The organism is Chitinophaga sp. 01L420, from assembly GCF_056399985.1.
Genome location: NZ_JBFTSK010000045.1, coordinates 44,400 through 65,533, shown reverse-complemented (window position 1 = coordinate 65,533; position 21,134 = coordinate 44,400). Strand labels below are relative to the sequence as shown.

The window sequence follows — 21,134 nt, the reverse complement described above, 5'->3', positions numbered from 1 at the left end:
AGCCTGTAGGAATAATCCGGTACACCGCCGTTTCCTGGTAACGGGAAGCTACTACGATTTCTGTTCCATTTGCATGCTGGTTGAAAAGATCCTGTACCAGTTCCGGACTATTATTATCCCTGGAAAGGTGGGACAACAACAAATGGCTCATAAAAGCCGGGCGGTAATTATTAAATATTTCCAGTGCCTGTGCGTTGGATAAGTGTCCTTTGCCGCCGCTGATACGCTTTTTCAGGTAGTAAGGGTATCTGCCCTTGTCCAGCATTTCGGTATCGTAGTTGGCTTCCAGGAAGGCCGCATGGCACTGCTGGAAATGACGGATCACGTGTTCGCAGGGAGCTCCGATGTCGGTAAATATGCCGATGGTGACCGCGTTACCTGCCACTATGAAGCTGTGTGGTTCGGAGGCGTCATGATGTTTGGGAAAAGCAGTTACTGCCAGGGAACCTATCTGCACCGGTTCGTAGGGATTGAATGACATTACCAGTTGTTCATCCAGGGTGAGTCCCCCGTGCGTAAGGGTGCTTTGGGTGATGTATACCGGGAGTCGGTATTTTTTTGCCAATACCGTTACACCGCGGATATGATCTATATGTTCATGTGAAATAAATATCGCTTTTACTTTCGTCATTGTCAGCCCCAGGCGGGCCATTCTCTTTTCCGTTTCCCTGCAGGAGATGCCTGCATCCACCAGTACCGCTTCGCTGTCATTACCAATGTAATAACAGTTGCCGTTACTTCCCGAATTCAATGATGTAATAAATAGTGACATGCCGACAAAGGTAGAATTTCATGTTGAGATTAGAGGGGGCTGTTATTTGTAAATGCAACTATGTTGCATATTGTTTTTTAAGGTATATTTGCGCTGGCATATTTCACTGCCTTTATTACTATGCTATTGATAGAATGGGGTATATCACCGGAAATTTTCCGCATCGGCGGTTTTGCCTTACGGTATTACAGTATAGGCTTTATGCTGGCTTTTGTGGGGGCCTATATGGTATTATGGCATGTATTCCGGCAGGAGCACCGTACCCGGGAAACATTAGACCGGTTGCTGATTTATATAATGGCCGGTACGTTGATAGGTGCCCGCCTGGGACATTGTTTCTTTTATGATTTTGCTTATTACAAATATCATCTTTGGGAGATATTTCTGCCTTTTACCTTTACGGGTGGTCATTTCGAATTCACCGGTTACCAGGGACTGGCCAGCCACGGTGCGGCCATCGGTATCCTGGTGGCGGCGCTGCTGTTCAGCTTTCGTTACCGGGTTCCTTTGATCTGGCTGCTGGATCGTTTGGCCCTGGTAGTGCCGCTGGCAGGGTGTTTTATCCGTATCGGCAACTTTTTTAACTCCGAAATCATCGGTACACCTTCCCGGCTCCCCTGGGCGGTGGTATTTACACGGGTAGATGCGCTGCCGCGTCATCCGGCCCAGTTGTATGAGGCGATTTGTTATGCCCTCATCTTCGGCGCCCTGTGGTACGGGTATAAACAGCAGATCCCCATCACAAAACCCGGGCGCCTGTTTGGTTGTTTGCTGATACTGGTATTTACCGCCCGTTTTATCATTGAGTTTGTAAAGGAAAACCAGGTGGCATTTGAAAAAGGGCATTTATTGAATATGGGACAGCTCCTGAGTATCCCGCTGATTGTGCTGGGCATTTATTTTTTTAATTTTTATAAAAAGAGATATGAAGGGAGATAAGCAGATGAAGGTGTACATTTTAACCGGGTTCCTGGGGGCGGGCAAAACCACTATTTTGAATAGTCTGCTGTCGCAGTTTACCGGTTATCGGAATATTGTCATAGAAAATGAGTTTGGAAAAGTGAACATCGATGCCGGACTAATTGATGAAAAAATAGATCAGCTATATGAACTTACCAGCGGCTGTATTTGTTGCTCGCTCGACAATGACCTGCTGGATGTACTGGGTGGCATATTGCGTAACGAACAACGCCCTGATCACGTGTTCATCGAAACCACCGGCATTGCCGATGTAGGCAATATCATCGGCATGTTCCATACCCCTGATGTGAAACGGTATTATGCCCTGGTCAGCACCATCTGCATTGTGGACGCTGAGAATGTATTTGAACGCCTGCAACAGGTTCCGGAAACTGGCAAACAAATCTCCTGTGCAGATGTGATCATCATCAATAAAATAAAACACCTGGCGGTACCGCAACTGATTTATTTATCGCAGCAGCTGGAGCAAATGAACCCGCTGGCTTTCATCACCACCACCCACAATGGCACTATTTCGCTGCAGGATCTGCAGTTCCCGGAAAAGCCACTGGTTCCGCGTGAACCGGTTCCGTTGGTAAAATCCCCGCATAAAGTCAATACCGTATTGTTTGAATCTCCTGAGGCTTTTGATCTGAATATGCTCGTATATGTGCTTGATTTTCATTGTAACGTATACCCGGACCAGTTATATCGTATTAAAGGATACATACAGGTGAAAGATAGCCGGGAGCGGATGCTGGTGCAATCTACCGGGAAGTACCTGCATATACTGCCGGCAGGAGAGTGGGGGGAGGAGCCGCCCTCGTCAACGCTGGTGTTTATCGGGAAAGAGTTAAAAACGGCCACCATACAGCGGATATTGGCGCCGGCACTTAGAGCGGTGATCCGGTAACCGGGGAATGATCGCAGCCGGAAAATATTTTTATGGAAATTATTTATTCCTGCATCTTCCATAAAATTCATTGTATGACAATCGCCCTGACTTCGTCAACGCCCATTTGGTTGTTTCTGTTTGCCATTTTTATCAATAAACCGATGCAGGGGAATGAATGTATAAGCAAAACAACGGAAGCTAACCACGCCAACGCAGCTACGAAGTCAGTTGCCGACATCCCCCTTCCTGCGGGCTACAAGCGTCTGCCGCAATCAGCGGGTACTTTTGGCGCCTGGCTACGTACTATGTCGCTGAAGCAAGATAACAAAGTATATCTCTACAATGGCCAGTTAAAAGGTAATCAGCAGGCGCAATATGCTGTGCTGGATATCTCCGTTGGCAACAAAGACCTTCAACAATGCGCCGATGCAGTCATTCGTTTATACGCAGAATATTTATATGCCCAGAAATCATTCGGGAAAATCAGTTTTAACGCAACCGATGGAACGAAGATGGACTATAGCGACTGGATGAAAGGCGATCGGTTCGTGCTTAAAGATAACCACCTCCGGAAAGTAAGACAGGCTGCTCCTTCCAATGGCCAGGCTTGTTTTACACAATACCTGGAAACGGTTTTTTCCTGGGCCGGTACTATGTCGCTCAGTAAGGAGTTAATACCGGTAAAGGATACACGTAAATTACTCCCAGGAGATGTGTTTATCAGGGGCGGGGCACCTGGTCATGCAGTAATGGTGATGGATGTGGCAGAGAATGGGGCTGGAGAGCGGGTTTTCCTGCTGGCACAGAGTTATATGCCTGCACAGAATATCCATGTGTTGAAAAATCCGGGTGCAGCTACACCGTGGTACCCGGCTGGTTTTTCGGGGAAATTGCTCACGCCGGAATGGGTGTTTGATGCAAATGAACTGACGAGGTTTCCGTAGGTACTGATATTCACAAGGGGGTTTCTATATATTCAACAACAGCAACAACAGCGCATGAATAATGCGCTGTTGCTTGTTTTTGGGGCTATCATCCATTTATTCTGTATGTGCTATATATTCATTTTCCACTTCGCCATCTGCATATAATTTCAGGATAGCATAACCCGGAGGTGTTTCAAGATAATAACCTTCGCCTGCAGATTCCTTATCTCCCTTACCCCACCAAAAGCCGCTCATCGCACCATTGCAGCAATACCTTACGCCATTGTAAACAGCATTATCCGCGAGGTGATTATGACCACTCAGACATACTTTTACTTTGTCGCGGTGCTTGAAAAATAATGTTTTCAGACGTTGATGATCGGCATGACCGCCGCCTACCAGTATGGGAGTAACACCTAATATCGGGTAGTGCGACATCACCAGGGTAGGCGTGCCTGCAGGGACTTGTTCCAGGTCCTTTTCCAGCCACTGATACTGTTCTTCATCCAGGGATACTTTATCGTTGTTGCCATCCAGGATAATAAAGTGCCAGCCTTTACGGGTGAAACTATAATAGCGATGAGGTATTTTCAGTCGTTTTACCACATAGTCTTTCCCATACATGGCGTCCTCTTTGGACGGTGCTTTCCACCAGATATCGTGGTTACCGATGCAACTGAAAATTTCGAAAGCTTTTAAGCTGCTGATGCAATCATCCCAGATCTGCCAGAGCTGTGTGACCCTTTCTCTTTTTACATTATCGTAAGAGGCGTCAAAGATGGAGTCGCCACCGTTGAGGAAGAAGTCTACCTGTTTGCCTTTAACATGCTCCAGGCATTTTTTGAATCGTGCGGGTGCATCAAGATCTTCGCGTATATGCACATCCGTTATATGCGCTACTGTTAATACCGGCTTACGTTTGCCGTTATTATTGGTGGCGGCTTTTAAGGCGGCCGGCCCCAGTAGGGTGCCGGCTGCCATCAGCCCTGTGTGTTTCAGAATGTCTCTTCTATTCATAAATTATTTATTGCCAGTCAAATATTTGTTTCAGGTTTGGATTCAGTGCCACCTGTGTATACGGTATTGGACGATAGTAGTATTTAGGTTCCTGGAAAGTACGTTTAGTCGTTTCTGTTACTATGTTTCCGCCGGCTGTACCGTTTTTCAGGTATACTGTTACATCATCTCCTATATTACCTGCTTTGTAATAAATGAGTGGAATACCCAGGGAGTTTTTCTCTTTGCCGGCTTCTGTTGGTATGTCCTGGCTTTTGTCGATGAGGATGATATCTTCCACACCATCACCGGTCATATCAAATTTGCCCAGTCCGGGAAAGTACATGCCCTCTGGTATTTTTTCCATGATTTTTCCGGCATGCCACCTCATCAGGTCATCGTAGCGGTAGCCTTCCATGGCAAATTCTACTCGTCTTTCACGACGTATTTCCAGGATCACGCCCTTCATTATACCGCTCACATCGGGATACTTAGCCGCCTGCACGGGGTCAGGAGCAGCATTGCTGGTAGCGAGATTCATGGGAGGTATACCGGCGCGGGCACGCAACAGGTTAACAGATTGGTCCAGATCACCCTGTGTAAGGATTCCCTGTTCTGCTTTGGCTTCTGCATAAACGAGCAGGGCTTCGGCATAACGATATACCGGGAAATCCATGCTGCCGGAAATGGCATTATCTGTGGTATTGAAATAGCCTTTCACCTGGTGATACCCGGTAAAGTTTTTATTCAATCGCTGAATATAAGGTGTTTTATCACTTGCACGGATAAATCCGGGGCCGGCCAGTGTTTGGGCCATACGGGGATCTCTGTTTTGAAACTCCTGTGTAAACTGGAATTTATCGTAACCGGGGATGTCTGTAAAACGCGAGCCATCTTTCATCAGGTAAGTCTGCACCAGATCCCGTGACGGAGACTGTTCATAATCACCGAACACATAGCCGTTAATATTACCGTCGTTACCTTTTACATAGTCGTAAGGATTGGCTAATATGACTTCGTTGACTCTTAGCAGGTCCTGACTGGCAAATACAGCAGCATAGTCGCTTGAGGGGGTACCGGTGTTATAGATGCTAAATTTGCCGGAGCTCATAATGGCCTGCGCTTGTATGCGCGCAGTATCCAGAAAACGGGCGGCAGTGGCCTGAAGATTTAATTCCGGATGATATTTACGAAAAGTTCCCTCATAAAGGGCGATGCGTGCATATAGCATCTTTACAGCCCATAAGTTCGGAGTGCCCGAAGGTACCTTTTCGCGCATATGCTGAGCGGCAAACGACAGATCGGCCATCATACTGTCTACTACCAGGGTGCGTTGATCACGGCCTTTATACAGGTCCGGATTTTCCGGCAGCAGGGTTTTACCATACCAGGGAACATCGGAGAAGCGGCTGATTTTACCGAAATAAAACATGGCCCGGTAGTATCTGGCCAGACCGGCGTAATGATCTTTTACTTCCTGGGTGACATCGGCCCCACTATAATTGTCGAGGAAGAAATTGAGATTGCGGAGGGTACCCCAGTCCCAGCCACTGGTAATGGTTTGGGAGCTTGGATTGCCGATCATCATGTTTTTTAATTCCAGCAAAGCGGTAGATGCTGCGTTATCGCTGCTTTGGTCGCCCAGATACTGCCAGGTACTCGCCAGGCTGAGTTGTCCGTTCATATACAGTGACAGATCTGTTTCCGATTTGAAAAACAGCTCAGTCGCTATTTGATCCTGTGGATACCGGTTCAGAAAATCTTTTTTACAGGAAGCACTTAAAAACAGCGTTCCAAGAATAATATAACTGGTAAGTTTTTTCATGTTTGTAATGTTTAAAGTATCCGGTATTACAGATCAAGATTTAATCCTATTGCATATTTGCGTTGGTAAGGATAAGCCCATCCATAGCCATCTATAATGGCTTCCGGATCTACATATTTCTTGATGGAAGAAAACTCAAAGATATTTTCTCCGGAGGCATATACACGTAAACGGTTAATATGATAACGTTTGGTAAATGATGCTGGTAAGGTATAGCCGATTGTCAAATTTTTGATACGCAGGTAAGCTGCATTCAGCATGTATTTGGTTTGAGGAATATCCAGCCCTTTTCCGTTATTGTTATCTGCCAGCCATGCCTGCATTACCGGGTAGTACGAGTTGGTGTTGGCATCAGCCAGTCCTGCCTTGATATAAGATGCGCTGTGTTGTGCACGGGTCGCTGCATTATCTGCCGTAGCGCGGTAGAAATCCAGATTCCATGGATAAACATTCGCATAAGGTTGCTGCATCGGACCCCAGAAGAGGTAATGGTGAGGATAATAATCCATCTTAGCGATGCCCTGCATAAATACAGAGAGATCGAAACCGTTCCAGTTCATATCCAGGTTAATGCCATAACGGTAATGGGGGCTTGTGTTACCTATTACTTTCAGGTCTTTGGGATCTTTGGCAGAAATACCCTGCTCTATTTTACCGTTTCCATCGAGGTCTTTGTATTTAGGCCATCCTTCTGTTACTTCCAGCGCTCCCCATGGAACGATGCCAGATTCATCCAGCTTTTTCACGTCGTCTTTATTCTTGAAATAACCATCGCTGGTTAAACCCCATATTTCACCCATGGTTTGACCATCGTAGAATTTGCTGCTGAATAATTGCTGGTCATTCCTATAGCGGGTGATTTTAGTTTTATCGTCAGATAAGGTAACCTTCAATCCAAAATTCAGTGGCCTGGAAGCTACATTGAAATTAGTGCGATAGGCCAGCATCAATTCCCATCCACGGGTAGATAAGTCTGCCGCATTTTTCTGAGGCGCAGCGGAGCCTAATACCCCAGGCAATTCCTGACCGGGAGCGAGCATGCCGGTAGTATTACGTACAAAGTAGTCAAATGATCCCTGGAATTTGTTGTCCAGGATACCGAAATCTGTACCCACGTTGGTGGTAGTTACCATTTCCCAGGTGTAGGTAGATGGATCCACTTTCATGGGAGGGGCTCCGGTGACCACTGTCTGATTGATATTACCATCTATCAGGTAGGGTGACTTGCCGGTTGGGAGATTAAACTGATACCCGAAGTTGGAAACATTCTGGTTGCCTAAACTGCCATAAGAGCCTCTGAATTTAAGGACTGATATCGTGGGAACTGATTTAATAGACTTTTCCTCACTGGCTACCCAGGCGGCAGATACAGAAGGGAATAGCCCCACCCGGTTGGTTGGTGGAAAGCGGGATGAAGCATCATACCGGCCGTTGGCTTCTATGATATAACGATCCTTGAAAGTGTAGTTAATTCTTCCGAAAAGACTTCTGATAGCATAAGAATTATAGTTACCACTCACGGAAGCTACACCACTCGTAAGCGACAAATAGGGCAGCGCCGGAGATATGATATCTTTTTTATTGGCATTGATTGTCTGCGCTTCAAAGTTTTCCTGGTTAAACCCTGCCAACAAGGTAATGGTGTGATTTTTTGCGATGGTTTTATGGTAATTAGCGTAGAGGTCAAAAACATCCTGTCTGATGTAAGCATTGTTTTCGGTTACTGCACTACTACCTTCCTGACGGATGTCTTTGGGGCCATAACCAATTTTATAATAGTTCTGGTCTACGTGGTATTTCCATAATTCCCTTTTGAAACTTGCATCACCGGTAATCTGCAGGTCGTTGTTGAGGAGGGAAACTACCCCTCTGATCACATCCTGGAATCCGAAACGGGTAGTGGTATTTCGTCCGCCATCAACCAGCTGGGCGGCCAGACGGCCGGCTCCGGTATTGGCCCAGGTACCGTCAGGGTTTACTGCCACCTGTGTGGGTTGCAGATAATATACGTCTGTAATATTATAGGTAGGAGCATCAGCTTTTATCTGATAGATGCTCAGGTTATTGTCTATCTGTAACCAGCTGATTGGTTTAACATTAATTTTGGCGCGCATGCCTGTACGTCCCCAATCATCTTTTGCCAGCTTATTTAAACCGTTTTCTTTGGTGTAATCGGCAGACAGCAGATAACTGATCGGTACTTTCTTAGCAGTTTCTGCGCTACCGCTCAGCGTGATACTGTGATTCTGGGAGAAATTATTTCGGCTGAAGAAGTAGTTATTCCAGTTATTACTGCCCATATACGCCCATTTTGTCGGGTCGCTTGGATCAATCCGGGTATCGGGCAGGGAAGGGTTGTCAGATCTTTCTTTGGCCCATTTATAATATTCATCAGAGAAGTTGACATAATCCCAGGGCGTATTATTGGTAGCTGTTTCGAGTACACGGGAGTAAATATAAGGATCTGTTACCGGTTCTGGCATTGTTGTCCGGCGGGCCATCGCAAAGTAGTTGCTGTAGCTCACAGATTGTTTGCCTCCGGTAGCACCCTGTTTGGTGGTAATCAGGATCACGCCGAAAGAAGCCCTGGCGCCGTAGATGGCTGCGGAAGCAGCGTCGCGCAAAACGGAGATAGACGCAACGTCTGTTGGATTGAGTCGCATCATATCATCCGTAGAGGCGGTGATACCATCAATAATAATCAAGGGTGCTACCATCCCGTTGGAGCTTGCAATAGTGGCGAAACCGCGGATATTAATATTGGGAACCTGTCCGGGCCGGCCACCGGAATAACTGATGTTCAGTCCTGGACTCAGGCCCTGCAACCCCTGCATCACGTTAGCGATGGGTCTTGCTGCCAGCTGTTTTCCGGAAATCTGGTCTATCGCACCGGTTACATTTATTTTCTTCTGGGTACCATAACCTACCACAATCACTTCTTCCATAGAATTCCTGGAAGGCTCCATGGTAATGGTGATGGTTTCCCGGCCGTTGAGTGATACTTCCTGCTGGTCAAAGCCCACGTAGGTCACCACGAGTATGGCATTTTCAGGCACTTTTAATTCAAAGTCACCTTTATCGTTAGTAACAGTTCCAATACTGGTGTTCTTTAAACGCACGCTTACGCCCGGTAATACTTCCCCGGTTGGGTTCACCACATGCCCTTTTACCACATTATCCTTGCTAACCACGGCTGCGGGCGCAATTACGATCAGGTTGTCGGACATTTTCCTGAAATGCAATGATGTATTGTCAAGTATTTTATCCAATACCATATCTATGCTCCAGTCCTTCACATCCAATGATATTTTGTGATTCGACGGGAGGTTATCATCATTGTAAACAAACCTGAAATGGCTGTTTTTTTCCAGCAACGTGAGCGCTTTCTCCAGTTGTACCTGGTTGAGCTTCACGGTGATAGTTGATTGAGAGTGCACCGATGCGCTTACGTGTAAACAGGCAACGGTAATCAGCAGCATAGAAAGCTTCATAAAAATCAACAGTTTATACAACTTCCGCTTTGGCGGAAGCCAATTGTCCACTGTACTTTTTTTCATACATTTGTTTTGTTGGTTAATTAATTGTTGATGGAAAGTTTACCCAATACAATGCTGTTAACCGATATTTACACGGGGAATGGTGCGAACATTTCCCGTTTTTTTTTCGGTTAAAGCTTACGTGTTAAGACGATTCGTTTACTGTTTGTTTACTGTGTTGTTTTGTGTGTCAGCAATAATTTCGTGAACATACCTTTTACTGAATCCATATTTTACCGGCAGCATCTTTATGCCAGGTGAACGATAAGGTGGTCTCCAGCGCGTTCAGTACCTGTTCCAGGCTTTCTGTTTCAAATACGCCGCTGAAGTAAAGTTGTTTTTTACTATTGTCTTTAAAATCAATTTCAACGCCATACCATTCTTCCAGCATAGCGGCTACTTTTTCCAATTGCAGGTGTTTAAAAGCGAGTTTATTCTGAACCCAGGCCGTTTCCGTAAGAATACTGTCATGTACGGGACTGAGTTTACTCTTATATATGACTATCGGTGTGGGTGCAGCCACGGTATTAGCCGTATTATTTATTTTAGGTGTGGTTATCTGCACCGGCACGGTGAGTTTTTCATTTGGTTTGAGTGACACTACCTGGTTATCAGCATTTTCAAGCACCACTTCCACGGCGCCCTGTACCAGGGAGGTAACAGCACTATCTTCCTGTGGATACGCCCTTACATTAAATGAGGTACCCAATACCCGGATATGAAAGGTTTTGGTATGTACCCGGAAAGGTCTTTCTGCATCTGCGGTGACTATAAAAAAGGCTTCTCCTTCCAGGGTCACTTCTCTTGGTGTATGTGCGGCAAATTGTTTTGGATAGTCCAGTTTACTGCCTGCATTCAGCCATACCCGGGAGCCATCAGGCAACAACACCTGTGAGCGCATCCGTTTTTCTGTCACCATTTGTGCCAGCGGTGCGGGTATTTTTGTTTTGGAAGAAGCATACCACCAGTACCCGCCCATAGCCAGCATCACGAGTATGCCGGCGGCAATGCCGCTGTAAAGCTTCCACATGGAGCGTTGTACCGGTACTTCCACAGGTGTGGTAGTTGGTAATGACTGCATGCGCAGATGATGCTTTTCCAGCATCTGCTGCACCTGTTGCCCGTTGTATTGCTTGCCGGCAGGTGTCCAGTTCTGTGCAAATACTTCCCGGATATAACTGGCATCGGGATACTGCTGCAGCAACTGCTGTAAGTTAGCTGCTTCGTCTTCCGTAAGTATGCCGGCCAGTTCGCGGGCCAGTAACGCGTACAATCTTTCCTGATCCATAGTTTCGGTTAAGGACAAATGAGGACCTCATTTTTTGGGTGAATAGTAACATTTGTCCTTGCTACTATAAGAAGGACAAATAAACACATGAAAGTTCCCTAAAGAAAATTAAAAAAAGTTATGAATCCAGCCGGAGATAAGTTTGGGCGGTTTCATCCGACAGGTCAAAACGGATGGCCTGGGATATTTTTTTAACGGCGATCGTCAATTGGGCATCCACTGTTTTAGTGGAAATATTCAGCAGTTCCGCTACCTCGCGGTAGCTGAGACGGTCTTGTTTGATTAAACGGAATATCAGCTGGCAGCGGGCCGGCAGACTACGAATTGCTCTTTCTATTTTTTGTGATACTTCGGCAGATACCATCCCGCTTTCTGCTTCCGGCGCAATGGACAGCATATCGGTGTTTAAGTCATCCAGCGAATGATGCTGGTGTCTTTTCTGTTGCTGAAGGGTATTGAGAGAGAGATTTTTGGTGCTTACATACAAGTATACTACCGGGTTATGTACATGCAGTAAATCATTGCGCTTTTGCCACAATGAAAGAAATACATCAGACACAATTTCTTCTGCCAGATGAAATGAGGAAACAATGGATGCAGAAAAATGGATAAGCCGGGTGCATAACGCGATGTATAGTTCATTGTACGCCTGAATACTATCATCATAGCAGACCCTTTGAAAAAGCGATTTTATCTGCTCATTTTCTCTCATGGCGCAAAAATATATAAAACGGAATAAGTCTGTTATTAAGTGTTTGTTATGGATTTGGTTGTTCGGCGATCTTTTCTATTGTTCAACTGGCAGCAATATAATATACATTTTTTAGATTCCCGGGATATTCCGTTCCGCATAGGAAATAAACGTTTTACTTATCTTTACCGGTAGTAATGAACGAATCTCCATCTATAAAGCTCTCCGCACTCACCAGCAAAATTCAGCAGGCGCTTCACAGCGTGTTTGCTGAGCAATCCTACTGGGTAGTGGCTGACGTCACCAATCATTCCTTCTACCAGCAAAAAGGCTATCATTATTTTGACCTGGTAGAGAAAGATGAAAATGCGGGAGGCATCGTGGCCAAAGTATCTGCGGTAGCCTGGGGCAACGGCGCTGTGAGGATAAAGGAATTTGAGATTGTAACAGGACAGCAGTTTAAAAATGATATCCACGTATTGATCCGGGTATCGGTGAGCTATCACCAGGTACATGGGTTGCAGATCGCCTTGCTGGATATAGATACCAGTTTCACGGTGGGACTGCTGGAACAGCAGAAACAACAAACCCTGCTACGACTCACCACAGAATGCGCGGATTTTGTCCGTAAAGTGGGCGACCGCTATATTACACGTAATAACCAGTTACCTCTCCGGTCAGTAATACAGCGGCTGGCAGTGATTACTTCCGGCAATTCCGCCGGCTACCAGGATTTCAGGCATACCCTGGAGCATAACCATTTCGGCTATACCTTTAAAATTGACAACTACTTCACCGTTGTGCAGGGCGAAACAAAGGCGGAATTGGTACAACAACGACTGATAGATATTTATAACAGCCAGGTGCCGTATGATGCGGTGGTGATCATACGTGGTGGTGGTGCACAAACAGACTTTCTTATTTTCGATACCTTTATATTGGGCAGGGCAGTGGCTAAATTTCCTATTCCGGTGATTACCGGTATTGGCCACCAGAAGAATGAAACCATCACAGACATGATGGCGCATACGGCTACCAAAACGCCCACCAAGGCAGCAGAGTTAATCGTTGCGCATAACAGGAATTTTGAAGAAGCGGTGATCTCTATGCAACAGAACATCCTGATCCGCTCCCAGCAACTGTTTTCCAGTCATTTCCAGGCGCTGTCATCCCTGAACAGCACTATCATTAATCAAAGCAGAACTTTGCTGGCGAATCATAAAGAAGACCTGCATGGCTGCAAAAATGTTGTGCTGCAGCATTCGTCCGCCATACTGCTGCACCGCCACCGGGAGCTGATAGGCGTGTCTAATGCAGTGCTGCAGCGGCCAAGGATCATGGTATCCAACCGTCTCAATGACCTGGACAATATGGTGGCTAACTTTCGTTCTTTCAGCCGGATGTACATACAAAGTAAACGTGGACAGGTTAGTCATTACGAAGCTTTATTTAAACTGATGAGTCCAGCCAACATCCTGAAACGGGGATTTGCCATGGTTTACCAGGATGGTCAGATCATCAGTAATGCCACTTCTCTTCAGCCGGGCAGCCATATCAAAGTGGTATTGCACGATGCATCGCTGGAGGCTACTATTACAGCAAAAAATATTACACATGAGCCAGGAACTGACATATGAAACTGCCTATAATGAACTGCAGGAAATAGCGGAGGAAATAGAAAATGAAGCTGTTTCCGTAGACCTGTTGGCAGAAAAGGTAAAACGGGCAGCTATTCTTATAGAATTCTGTCAGCAGAAATTACGTGCCACCGAAGCGGAGGTAAATAATATTATTAAACAGATGGAAGGAAATAAAGGAGGGGAGAAGTAATGTTTAAAATACCTCATTAATACCGAAATAGAACCCTGATTGATCCTTGCCCCTACCATAATCCAGGCGGATATTAACGCGTTTTTTGAATTCCCAGCGGTAGCCGATGCCGTAGCTGATCAGGGATTGATCGAGTGCCAGTTCCCTGAATTCGTGAAATACGTTGCCGCCACCTATCCAGGCTACCATACCACTGCGGTTGTAGATCTTTTGGCGTAGCTCTATCTGTCCGGCAAGGTAGCTTTTGTCGCGGAAGCGGCCTTCGTAGTAACCCCTCAAACGGTTGGAGCCACCAGCTTCCGCCATTAAACTCCAGGGGACTTCGCCGGCGCGTTCTTCTCCATACAGATCAGTAGCCAGCACGGCACCTTTCCATAATTTTTTGTACCAGTCGAATTGCACGTCATATTGCGAAAAAACCGCCTTATTTCCAAAGAAAGAAGGAAAGACGCGATAGCCCAGGCGTACATATATGCCTTTGTAGGCATTGGGGATAAAGTCGCGGGTATCATACACAATGAAGGGACCAGCGCCTATGCCCAGTATTTTTTCGGGCTGCATCAGGGGTTTGCCGCCGGCAGTATCTATCTTCCTGGATTGTACATTATGAATCTGTGCACAAAGTCCCACAAACAATTTGCCGTTTAAATTGACAGCAAAATCGGCCAGCATTTTTTCGGTGAGTTGTACAAATTCGGTGTAATTATCTTTGTTGTTGCCTGCTTCATATCCAATGCCCCAGTACTTATTGGGGCGGGAGCTGAAGGATGCTTTCAAGGCAAGCCGGAAACGATCGTGCGGGAAAATGGTGGTATTACTGATCCCGATTCCATAGAAGCCTGTCAGTGCAGCGGATGCGTAAATAGCTGCATTGGAAACGGGGAGCAGGGAATCTTTTTTATCTGTTTTGTATTGTGCCGCCATCATTACTGCGATGCCAACGCTGGTTTCTGGTGTATACACCGGGCCGCCGATGAAGCTGAGGTCTACCTTTTTTTTCTTCTTTTCTACGTTGGTATGCCTCAGATAATACATGATATTATCGAAGAATCCTCTGGGCGCGGATATAGTGGCCGTGGTATCGGCCTTGTCCTTGAGCTGGGCCTGCAGTATAGCCGGGGTCGCAATCAGGAGAAGTAGTAGGCTGTATTTATTCATATATGACAACGCAATGAATATAACACCATTTTTAGAAAATTGATGAAGTGGGCCGTAAAAAGTCTTTTAATACAAATAGCAGCTCGGGCAAATGCCCGGCTGCTATTGTTTTTATGGGGGATAACAAATTAATCAATAAATAATTGTGTCACGGCGGCGGTGTTGCTGGCCCATTGAACGGTGTACGTCTCATCTGCCGGCAGCTGATCGGTGACCTGCAGCTGTTGTGCGGCTGCTTTTACCAGCAGCAACTGTCCGATGCTTAGCTTGCTATCCAGTTTTTTCAGGATCGCTTTTACATTGCGCAGGTCCAGTTGTTGTACTACTTGTCCACCGAAAGGCATTTCCAGCCAGATGATTTCTCTGGTAGCAACATCCAGTACTCCGAATACCAGCCCTTTGGTGATTCCGCTGGTGATACGCACCATGTGCTGTACACGGGATGGATCGTAAGCGACACCGTTTTTTTGAGACACCTTCATTGGATATTTACTATCCATCCATCCTACCACCAGGTTAGGCGTGATAGCGCCCTGGCTGTAAGCGTTACAGGTAAAGGTCACATAACGGGCGCCGGCTTCTGCCAGTGCAGATATATCTATTTCAATATATTCTGCAGTACCCACCTTGTGTGGAATGGAACGGATATCTCCGCTATGTTTACATCCGGTGGTTTGTAATCTTCCAAAAGAACAGGTATCTGAGTATTCGTCGTATGCAATACGGCAGCTCAGGTCCATATCCAGGTGCTGGGCGGCTAACCCTGTACCCCATTGCATGAACAGGAGGATTTTGTTTCCATCTGTTTTATAACGGGTACCCATCAACGCAGATGGCAGGTCCTGGATCTGTTCACTACGGTCGCCGATAGCGAGTGGTATTTTAAACAGCGCTGGTGCGATATAGATGCTTTTGGCAGTAGTAGGCACTGCGGCGAAACGTTTCGTCATCGCCAGCAGGCAAAGTTCTGTTACGGCATCCTGCATAGCAGTCAGCTGTGCATCATCGTACATGGACAACAGTCGGTTGGCAGGCACGTTTTTGCTGACACCTCCCAATGGCTTCACTGCACGGGTGATTGTTTTATCAAAATAGTAATCTGCGTACATCTGCAAAGTAAACAGCAAACGGGCAGGTACTTTATCTATGATAGTGGCAAAAGCAGCCGTTACCGGTGCAGGGCCAAACCACAGCATGTTCGCAAACAGGGAGCGGGCAAACAGGCCTGGACGCTGTTTCAACAGGTACATGGTGCTTTCTGTATCGTAGCGTAAACGGAAGTGATTCACTTGTCCGGCCCATACGGTATAATCCTGGCGATAGAATTTATCCATCACCACCCGTAATCTTTCAAATCCAGGACGCTGGCTGAACTCAGCGAGGCGCAGTGCACGGATGAAGCGCACCCACATCCCCCGTTTTGGGTGCATGATTTCGCACATGGTAGTAGGGTCCATGTCGATGTTATTCATCCATTTGGCTACCATCAATCCTTCCTTACGGCTGTATTTCAGCTTCAGGGCTTCTTTAGCCGTTGTTATCTTAACCGGTTGCACCACATGGAACTGCACCTTGTTTTTTGTTTGGCGCTGTATAATTGTTTTTGGCGCAATTAGCTGCAGGAAGCCGGTTTGTTTATACCACAGGTAGCGGAGTATATCCGTAGGCGTAGTAAATAACACGGTGGCTTTATCTGCCTCCTCTCTGGCGATTAATATGTCCACTACGGTAACCATAGTTTCTTTCATTCCTATCTTTACTTCTTTTAATGGGAGGGAAGACAGTAATGCTTTCAGGCTATCTATCTGGGTCGCATCCAGTGCCGTTTTGGAAGCAAGTAAGTCCTGCAGGTAGGCGGCCGCGGATGTTTCCGTCCACAGTTCCAGCACCCGTACTTTACTATGCTGACCAAAATTTTCTATTGCGCCGGACTCAAAGGCGGTACCACAGAAAGGGCATCCGTTATATCTTTCCAGTGGAAAGGTTTGTGCCGGAATAATATGTCCGCAGCTAAGGCGGGTACCTTCCCCCTGAAATATCGTGTTGAAATAAGTAACTATATAATCTGCTATTGTAACATTAACCGGTATTTCCCAGTTTTTTATCAGTGGGAGCCAGCTTTTTTTAACGCCCATGACTTCCCGGAAAGTTTCCAGTATGGTAGCCTGATAGGCAGGTGTAGTTTGATTCAGCGCATGCAGTAATGATTCTGATACGCCGAAGCCCAGCTTCGCCAGATTAGCTACCAGCAAGCCGGTAGTAGGCGTAAGATAATGTTCATTAGAATGAATGGCTGTTTCAGGAATAAAAACTGCCTGCTGACGTAAACCTACCTGTAATAAAGTGTTCATAATAATTGTTATTAATAATCAGATAATTTTGTTGCTCTTTACCTAAAAAAGAGAAGTAAGCAACAATTGACCTAGATATAGTAAAGCAGGCTGGATTCGAACCAGCAACCCCCGCATCCCTTGCAGAAGTAAGTTTTAATTGACCTGTGGGTAATTTTAAAACTTCTAGTACGGTGCGCTACCATTGCGCTACTGCTTTTCCATCTTCGGCGGTAATCGTAAATGTTTTTCATTTGGAGTGAGTTGAAGTAACATTTGCTTGACCGCTTCCGATGACACAAAGATGCAATGGTAAGTGCGCAGTATACTTGCGCACTTAAAATTTATTTAAAAAAATATTTTAAACAGATGATAATCATTAATTTGTGAGATAATTGTTTTTAAGGGAATGATATGTGCGCAGGTAGAATGCGTAGTGTTTTGTTTTCTTTGTATAAAAGCTGTGTATGTCCATCAATAAACTTGCCCTGATCCGGTATAAAGCCATCGATGATTGTTTACGCAACCGGTATCGTAAGTGGACCCTGGAAGATCTGATAGATAAAGTAGCAGATGTATTATATAATGCAGAAGGCATCAGCTCGGGGGTGAGCAAGCGAACCATCCAGGCGGATATTCAGCTGATGCGCAGTGATAAGCTGGGATATAATGCTCCCATAGAAGTAAAGGACCGTAAGTACTATGCCTACAGTGATCCGGCGTATAGCATCACCAATGCACCTATTAACGATGGGGATGTAGATAAGATGAAAGAAATAGTAGCCGTGCTGAAACAATTTAATGGCTTCAGCTACTTCGATGATATGAGCGATATGATTGCCCGGCTGGAAAATAATCTCTATAAATCAACCGACACACACCTGAACTGTATTCAGTTTGAGAATAACCATCAGTTACTGGGACTGGCACATATTAACCCACTGTACCAGGCTACCCTGCACCGCAAAGCATTACTGATAGAATATAAATCTTTTAAAGCCAGCGAAGCAAAGGAACATATCTGTTATCCTTACCTGCTGAAAGAATACCGCAACCGCTGGTTCCTCATCACCCGCATCAAACACACGCCCATGCTGACAACGATGGCGCTTGACCGCATCATCAGTTTGCAGGAACTGCCTAAAGAGAAATTCATCGCCTACGATGGCATTTCTTTCGAAGAATACTTCGGTAACCTGATCGGTGTTACCAAGTCAGAGAAAGAGGTGGCACATAAAGTGGTGCTGGAAATAGATAAGAAACATGCGCCTTATGTGCTGACAAAGCCACTGCACCATTCCCAGCAGGTGCTGAGGGAAAACGAAAAGGGTACCATTGTGAGCATTGAGGTAGTGCTGAACTTTGAGCTGGAAAGAGAAATTATGGGATTTGGAGAACACATGAAAGTATTGTCCCCCAAATCCCTGGCCACACGCATTGCTAAAAGACTGGTGCAAGCCGCAAAAAGCTATGAATAGGGTTTGCCATCGCTCACCACAATCGCTCACAGCACCAGCTCACAACCATCGCTAATCTAACAGCTAATAGCTAATCGCTAACCGCTAATTTTATGATACACCATGGTGTCGGATACCAGCTGTGGCAAACGATAACCACCGGTATCTATCTTCAGTTTAGGCAACTGCTGACGCAATTGCTGAACTGCCATCGGCTTAACACCTGCCTGATATAAATATACCTGTTGTAGTTTTTTATTTTTCTGGAGAGACAATAAACCCTCATCCGTAACAGCGGTTCCTGCCAGATTGAGGTAACGCAAATTGGTACAGGCATTTAATGCATTCATTCCCTTTCCCTTTATGGCTACATTTCTCAGGTCCAGCCGCACGAGGTGCGGGAGTTTTCCCAATACCGGAAATGCGCTGTCCGTTACCTGGGTACCACCCAGATTCAGCCATACCAGCTGATCTTTCAGGGGCAACAGCAACTGCATATCCCGATCGTTGAAAGCGGCTGCATTGATACAATCTACGTTTACATAATTGCTGGCAGCACCTACCCGCAATACTTTTACACCTTTCGCCTCCAGGGCAGCAATGCTTTGTGCGCTTACAGGGGATACTTTGTCTTCCGGAATAAATTCCTGTTTATCCAACGGGGTAGCAGGTTGCATGCCATCCAGTACTGCCAGCATCAGCGTGGTTTTGGGCAGTTCCTTTACGGTTTTGCCGGTAGGTGCACCCTGTGCGATCCACCAATGCAACAGCTCCAGCTCCTGCGGAGTTACCGCTGGTTTGCCTCTTGGTGGCATACGATGGTCATCTTCTTCCGGTAATAGCAGTCGCTTGAATAACTCGCTTTCCTCCGGCATGCTGTCTTTCAATACCGGGCCATGCTCTCCTCCTTTACGGATTAGTTCCACTGACTCCAGTCGCAGTCCGCCTTTCAGCTTCTGCTCATTATGACAGCTATAACAACGATTTGCTAATACAGGTCTTACCAGGTCCTCGTACAACCGGGCATCGCCAATGTTCGTATACGCGGTAACGTTAGCAACGGATTTATTGAGTCCGGTGAGCTGCCGTAGTCCGGCAGGCATGGCCTGTGTGAGGTAGTCATCACCGTGGGTAAGACTGCCGCCATAATGCCCTGCAGCACTCAGCAGCAGTATCATGAGAAGCGCCGCCGGTACCTGCAAACGGCGAAAGCGGTCTTTGTTTTTCTTTCTTTCCAACAGGTACAGAAGGGTGCTGATAACGGCTACGCCTATACCCAGATATTTATGTGTTAGTAATAGGTTTTCTTCGTATCCTCCATCCAGTGAAAGCAGGTAGCCGGTAATACAGCTGGCGATAGCAGACAAAGCTGCTGCCAGCAATATGGTGGGCAATGCAGACTGAAGATGGCGCCATTTTTCCCGGCGGGCCAGCAATGTCAGGATACAAGCGATCAGTAATATGCCTATGGGCAAATGGACCAGTAAAGGATGCGAGCGCCCTATAAACATACTCCAACTGCCGGTGCTAATCAGTAATTTCATTGTTTGCTATAACGTTGTTTAAGCTGCTTCATCATATATACATTGATATCCCACTGATCAGCCACCGGCTGACGGGTATACGGGAGGGTAGGCAGATAATCTGCCGGACCAAATTCTGTCAGGAAAGTCAGCGGTTTGCCGGCGGCCTGATGCTTTTGCACTACCTGGTCCCACCACGCGAAATGTGCTTTCACCGCGCCTTCCCACTCGGGAGCACGGGGATCATTTACCTGCGGGCCTTCCGGGTGACCAATACGTGCATGTATATGTGACGCGCGATCCAGTGCTTTAGCTACCGTAGCCACCTGGTCCTGCAGCAATGATTCGTGTACGTTGCACCAGTGTGAAATGTCCAGCGTTAGCCGCAGATCGGGCTTTGCTTCAATAAATTTCCGGGCTACATGCGCCGCAAACATCATCCGGGAACGGTGCGTTTCGTGATACACCGGTACGCCGGATTGCTTTGATATGCGAATGGTCATATCTATCAGCGCACTGTTTTGCTCAAAAGAAAAATAGTCTCTGCCGGAATGACAATTAATATATAATGGTTTGATTTTACTGTTGCTGGTGGCTGCCTTCAGCGCGGTTTCAAATTGCTGTGCGTGTTTCGTATAGTCGCTGTCGTAGCCTGCACATAAATATCCTACCTGTAATTCGTATTTGGCCAATGCGGCAAATAGTTCCTGTTGTGCAGCGGCTTCTGTAGGCCACCATATTTCCATACCATCGTAGCCGGCGTTTTTTGCATCGCGGCAAAAAGCATCGATACTACCGTTGTAGCCCCAGTTGGTGGCTAAGATGATTAACTTAAAGCCTTCTTTTGCAGGTACGCCTGCAGCGGCGGCAAACTTAGGCAGCGATGGTAAACATAACGCAGAGGCCAGTATAGCAGATTGTTTCAAGAAATTTCGTTTGTGTTGATC

16 protein-coding genes and 1 tRNA gene are annotated in these 21,134 nt (G+C 46.3%); 6 read left to right on the top strand and 11 right to left on the bottom strand.

All coding sequences use genetic code 11. The features are described 5' to 3' along the window. Positions 1-772, bottom strand: a 772-nt coding sequence (locus tag AC1DP6_RS29725) for an MBL fold metallo-hydrolase (protein ID WP_477058138.1), incomplete at its 3' end; no start/stop codon positions are given. 120 nt (positions 773-892) lie between these two features. Here AC1DP6_RS29725 and lgt point away from each other — a divergent pair. The 3 genes from lgt to AC1DP6_RS29710 all read left to right on the top strand — a co-directional run bounded on the left by lgt (position 893) and on the right by AC1DP6_RS29710 (position 3,571). Then, on the top strand, positions 893-1,711 hold the full coding sequence (gene lgt / locus AC1DP6_RS29720; protein WP_477058137.1) for a prolipoprotein diacylglyceryl transferase: 819 nt from the start codon (positions 893-895) through the stop codon (positions 1,709-1,711). Then, the gene (locus AC1DP6_RS29715; protein ID WP_477058136.1) at positions 1,698-2,645 is read left to right on the top strand and encodes a CobW family GTP-binding protein; all 948 of its coding nucleotides are present in this window, start codon (positions 1,698-1,700) and stop codon (positions 2,643-2,645) included. The genes lgt and AC1DP6_RS29715 overlap by 14 nt, the downstream gene beginning before the upstream one ends. A 74-nt stretch (positions 2,646-2,719) precedes the next feature. After that, complete coding sequence (locus AC1DP6_RS29710; protein WP_477058135.1) at positions 2,720-3,571, top strand: DUF4846 domain-containing protein; 852 nt, start codon at positions 2,720-2,722, stop codon at positions 3,569-3,571. 96 nt (positions 3,572-3,667) lie between these two features. Here AC1DP6_RS29710 and AC1DP6_RS29705 read toward each other — a convergent pair whose 3' ends face one another. From AC1DP6_RS29705 to AC1DP6_RS29685, 5 genes are all read right to left on the bottom strand, one after another. After that, on the bottom strand, positions 3,668-4,570 hold the full coding sequence (locus AC1DP6_RS29705; RefSeq protein WP_477058134.1) for a metallophosphoesterase family protein: 903 nt from the start codon (positions 4,568-4,570) through the stop codon (positions 3,668-3,670). 7 nt (positions 4,571-4,577) lie between these two features. Further along, positions 4,578-6,374, bottom strand: a complete 1,797-nt coding sequence (locus AC1DP6_RS29700; protein ID WP_477058133.1) for a RagB/SusD family nutrient uptake outer membrane protein — start codon at positions 6,372-6,374, stop codon at positions 4,578-4,580. 26 nt (positions 6,375-6,400) lie between these two features. Continuing rightward, positions 6,401-9,865: a SusC/RagA family TonB-linked outer membrane protein gene (locus AC1DP6_RS29695; RefSeq protein WP_477058132.1), complete on the bottom strand. Its 3,465-nt coding sequence runs from the start codon at positions 9,863-9,865 to the stop codon at positions 6,401-6,403. Between the two features lie 262 nt (positions 9,866-10,127). Then, positions 10,128-11,198, bottom strand: a complete 1,071-nt coding sequence (locus AC1DP6_RS29690; protein ID WP_477058131.1) for a FecR family protein — start codon at positions 11,196-11,198, stop codon at positions 10,128-10,130. A 118-nt stretch (positions 11,199-11,316) separates the two neighbouring features. Continuing rightward, positions 11,317-11,910, bottom strand: coding sequence for an RNA polymerase sigma-70 factor (locus tag AC1DP6_RS29685; RefSeq protein ID WP_477024215.1), 594 nt, complete (start codon positions 11,908-11,910; stop codon positions 11,317-11,319). Between the two features lie 176 nt (positions 11,911-12,086). Here AC1DP6_RS29685 and xseA point away from each other — a divergent pair, with 176 nt between their 5' ends. Together xseA and xseB are read left to right on the top strand one after the other, a co-directional pair. Continuing rightward, a complete protein-coding gene (xseA, locus tag AC1DP6_RS29680; protein ID WP_477058130.1) occupies positions 12,087-13,526 on the top strand; it encodes an exodeoxyribonuclease VII large subunit in 1,440 nt (479 codons plus the stop codon). Next, a complete protein-coding gene (gene xseB / locus AC1DP6_RS29675) occupies positions 13,504-13,719 on the top strand; it encodes an exodeoxyribonuclease VII small subunit (RefSeq protein WP_133810914.1) in 216 nt (71 codons plus the stop codon). Before xseA ends, xseB begins: the two co-directional genes overlap by 23 nt. Before the next feature lie 3 nt (positions 13,720-13,722). Here xseB and AC1DP6_RS29670 read toward each other — a convergent pair whose 3' ends face one another. The 3 genes from AC1DP6_RS29670 to AC1DP6_RS29660 all read right to left on the bottom strand — a co-directional run bounded on the left by AC1DP6_RS29670 (position 13,723) and on the right by AC1DP6_RS29660 (position 17,427). Then, positions 13,723-14,877, bottom strand: coding sequence for a BamA/TamA family outer membrane protein (locus tag AC1DP6_RS29670; RefSeq protein WP_477058129.1), 1,155 nt, complete (start codon positions 14,875-14,877; stop codon positions 13,723-13,725). Positions 14,878-15,005: 128 nt separating this feature from the next. Continuing rightward, the gene (locus AC1DP6_RS29665) at positions 15,006-17,228 is read right to left on the bottom strand and encodes a hypothetical protein (RefSeq protein ID WP_477058128.1); all 2,223 of its coding nucleotides are present in this window, start codon (positions 17,226-17,228) and stop codon (positions 15,006-15,008) included. An 81-nt stretch (positions 17,229-17,309) separates the two neighbouring features. Next, positions 17,310-17,427: transfer RNA gene (locus AC1DP6_RS29660), tRNA-OTHER, on the bottom strand. Positions 17,428-17,674: 247 nt separating this feature from the next. Between AC1DP6_RS29660 and AC1DP6_RS29655 the strand changes: the two genes are divergently transcribed. Continuing rightward, on the top strand, positions 17,675-18,685 hold the full coding sequence (locus tag AC1DP6_RS29655; protein WP_477058127.1) for a helix-turn-helix transcriptional regulator: 1,011 nt from the start codon (positions 17,675-17,677) through the stop codon (positions 18,683-18,685). Positions 18,686-18,762: 77 nt separating this feature from the next. Here AC1DP6_RS29655 and AC1DP6_RS29650 read toward each other — a convergent pair whose 3' ends face one another. Beyond that, positions 18,763-20,208: a c-type cytochrome domain-containing protein gene (locus AC1DP6_RS29650; RefSeq protein ID WP_477058126.1), complete on the bottom strand. Its 1,446-nt coding sequence runs from the start codon at positions 20,206-20,208 to the stop codon at positions 18,763-18,765. Continuing rightward, entirely contained in the window at positions 20,205-21,113 is a 909-nt protein-coding gene (locus AC1DP6_RS29645) for a sugar phosphate isomerase/epimerase family protein (protein ID WP_477058125.1), read from the bottom strand. The genes AC1DP6_RS29650 and AC1DP6_RS29645 overlap by 4 nt, the downstream gene beginning before the upstream one ends. Positions 21,114-21,134 lie beyond the last annotated feature (21 nt).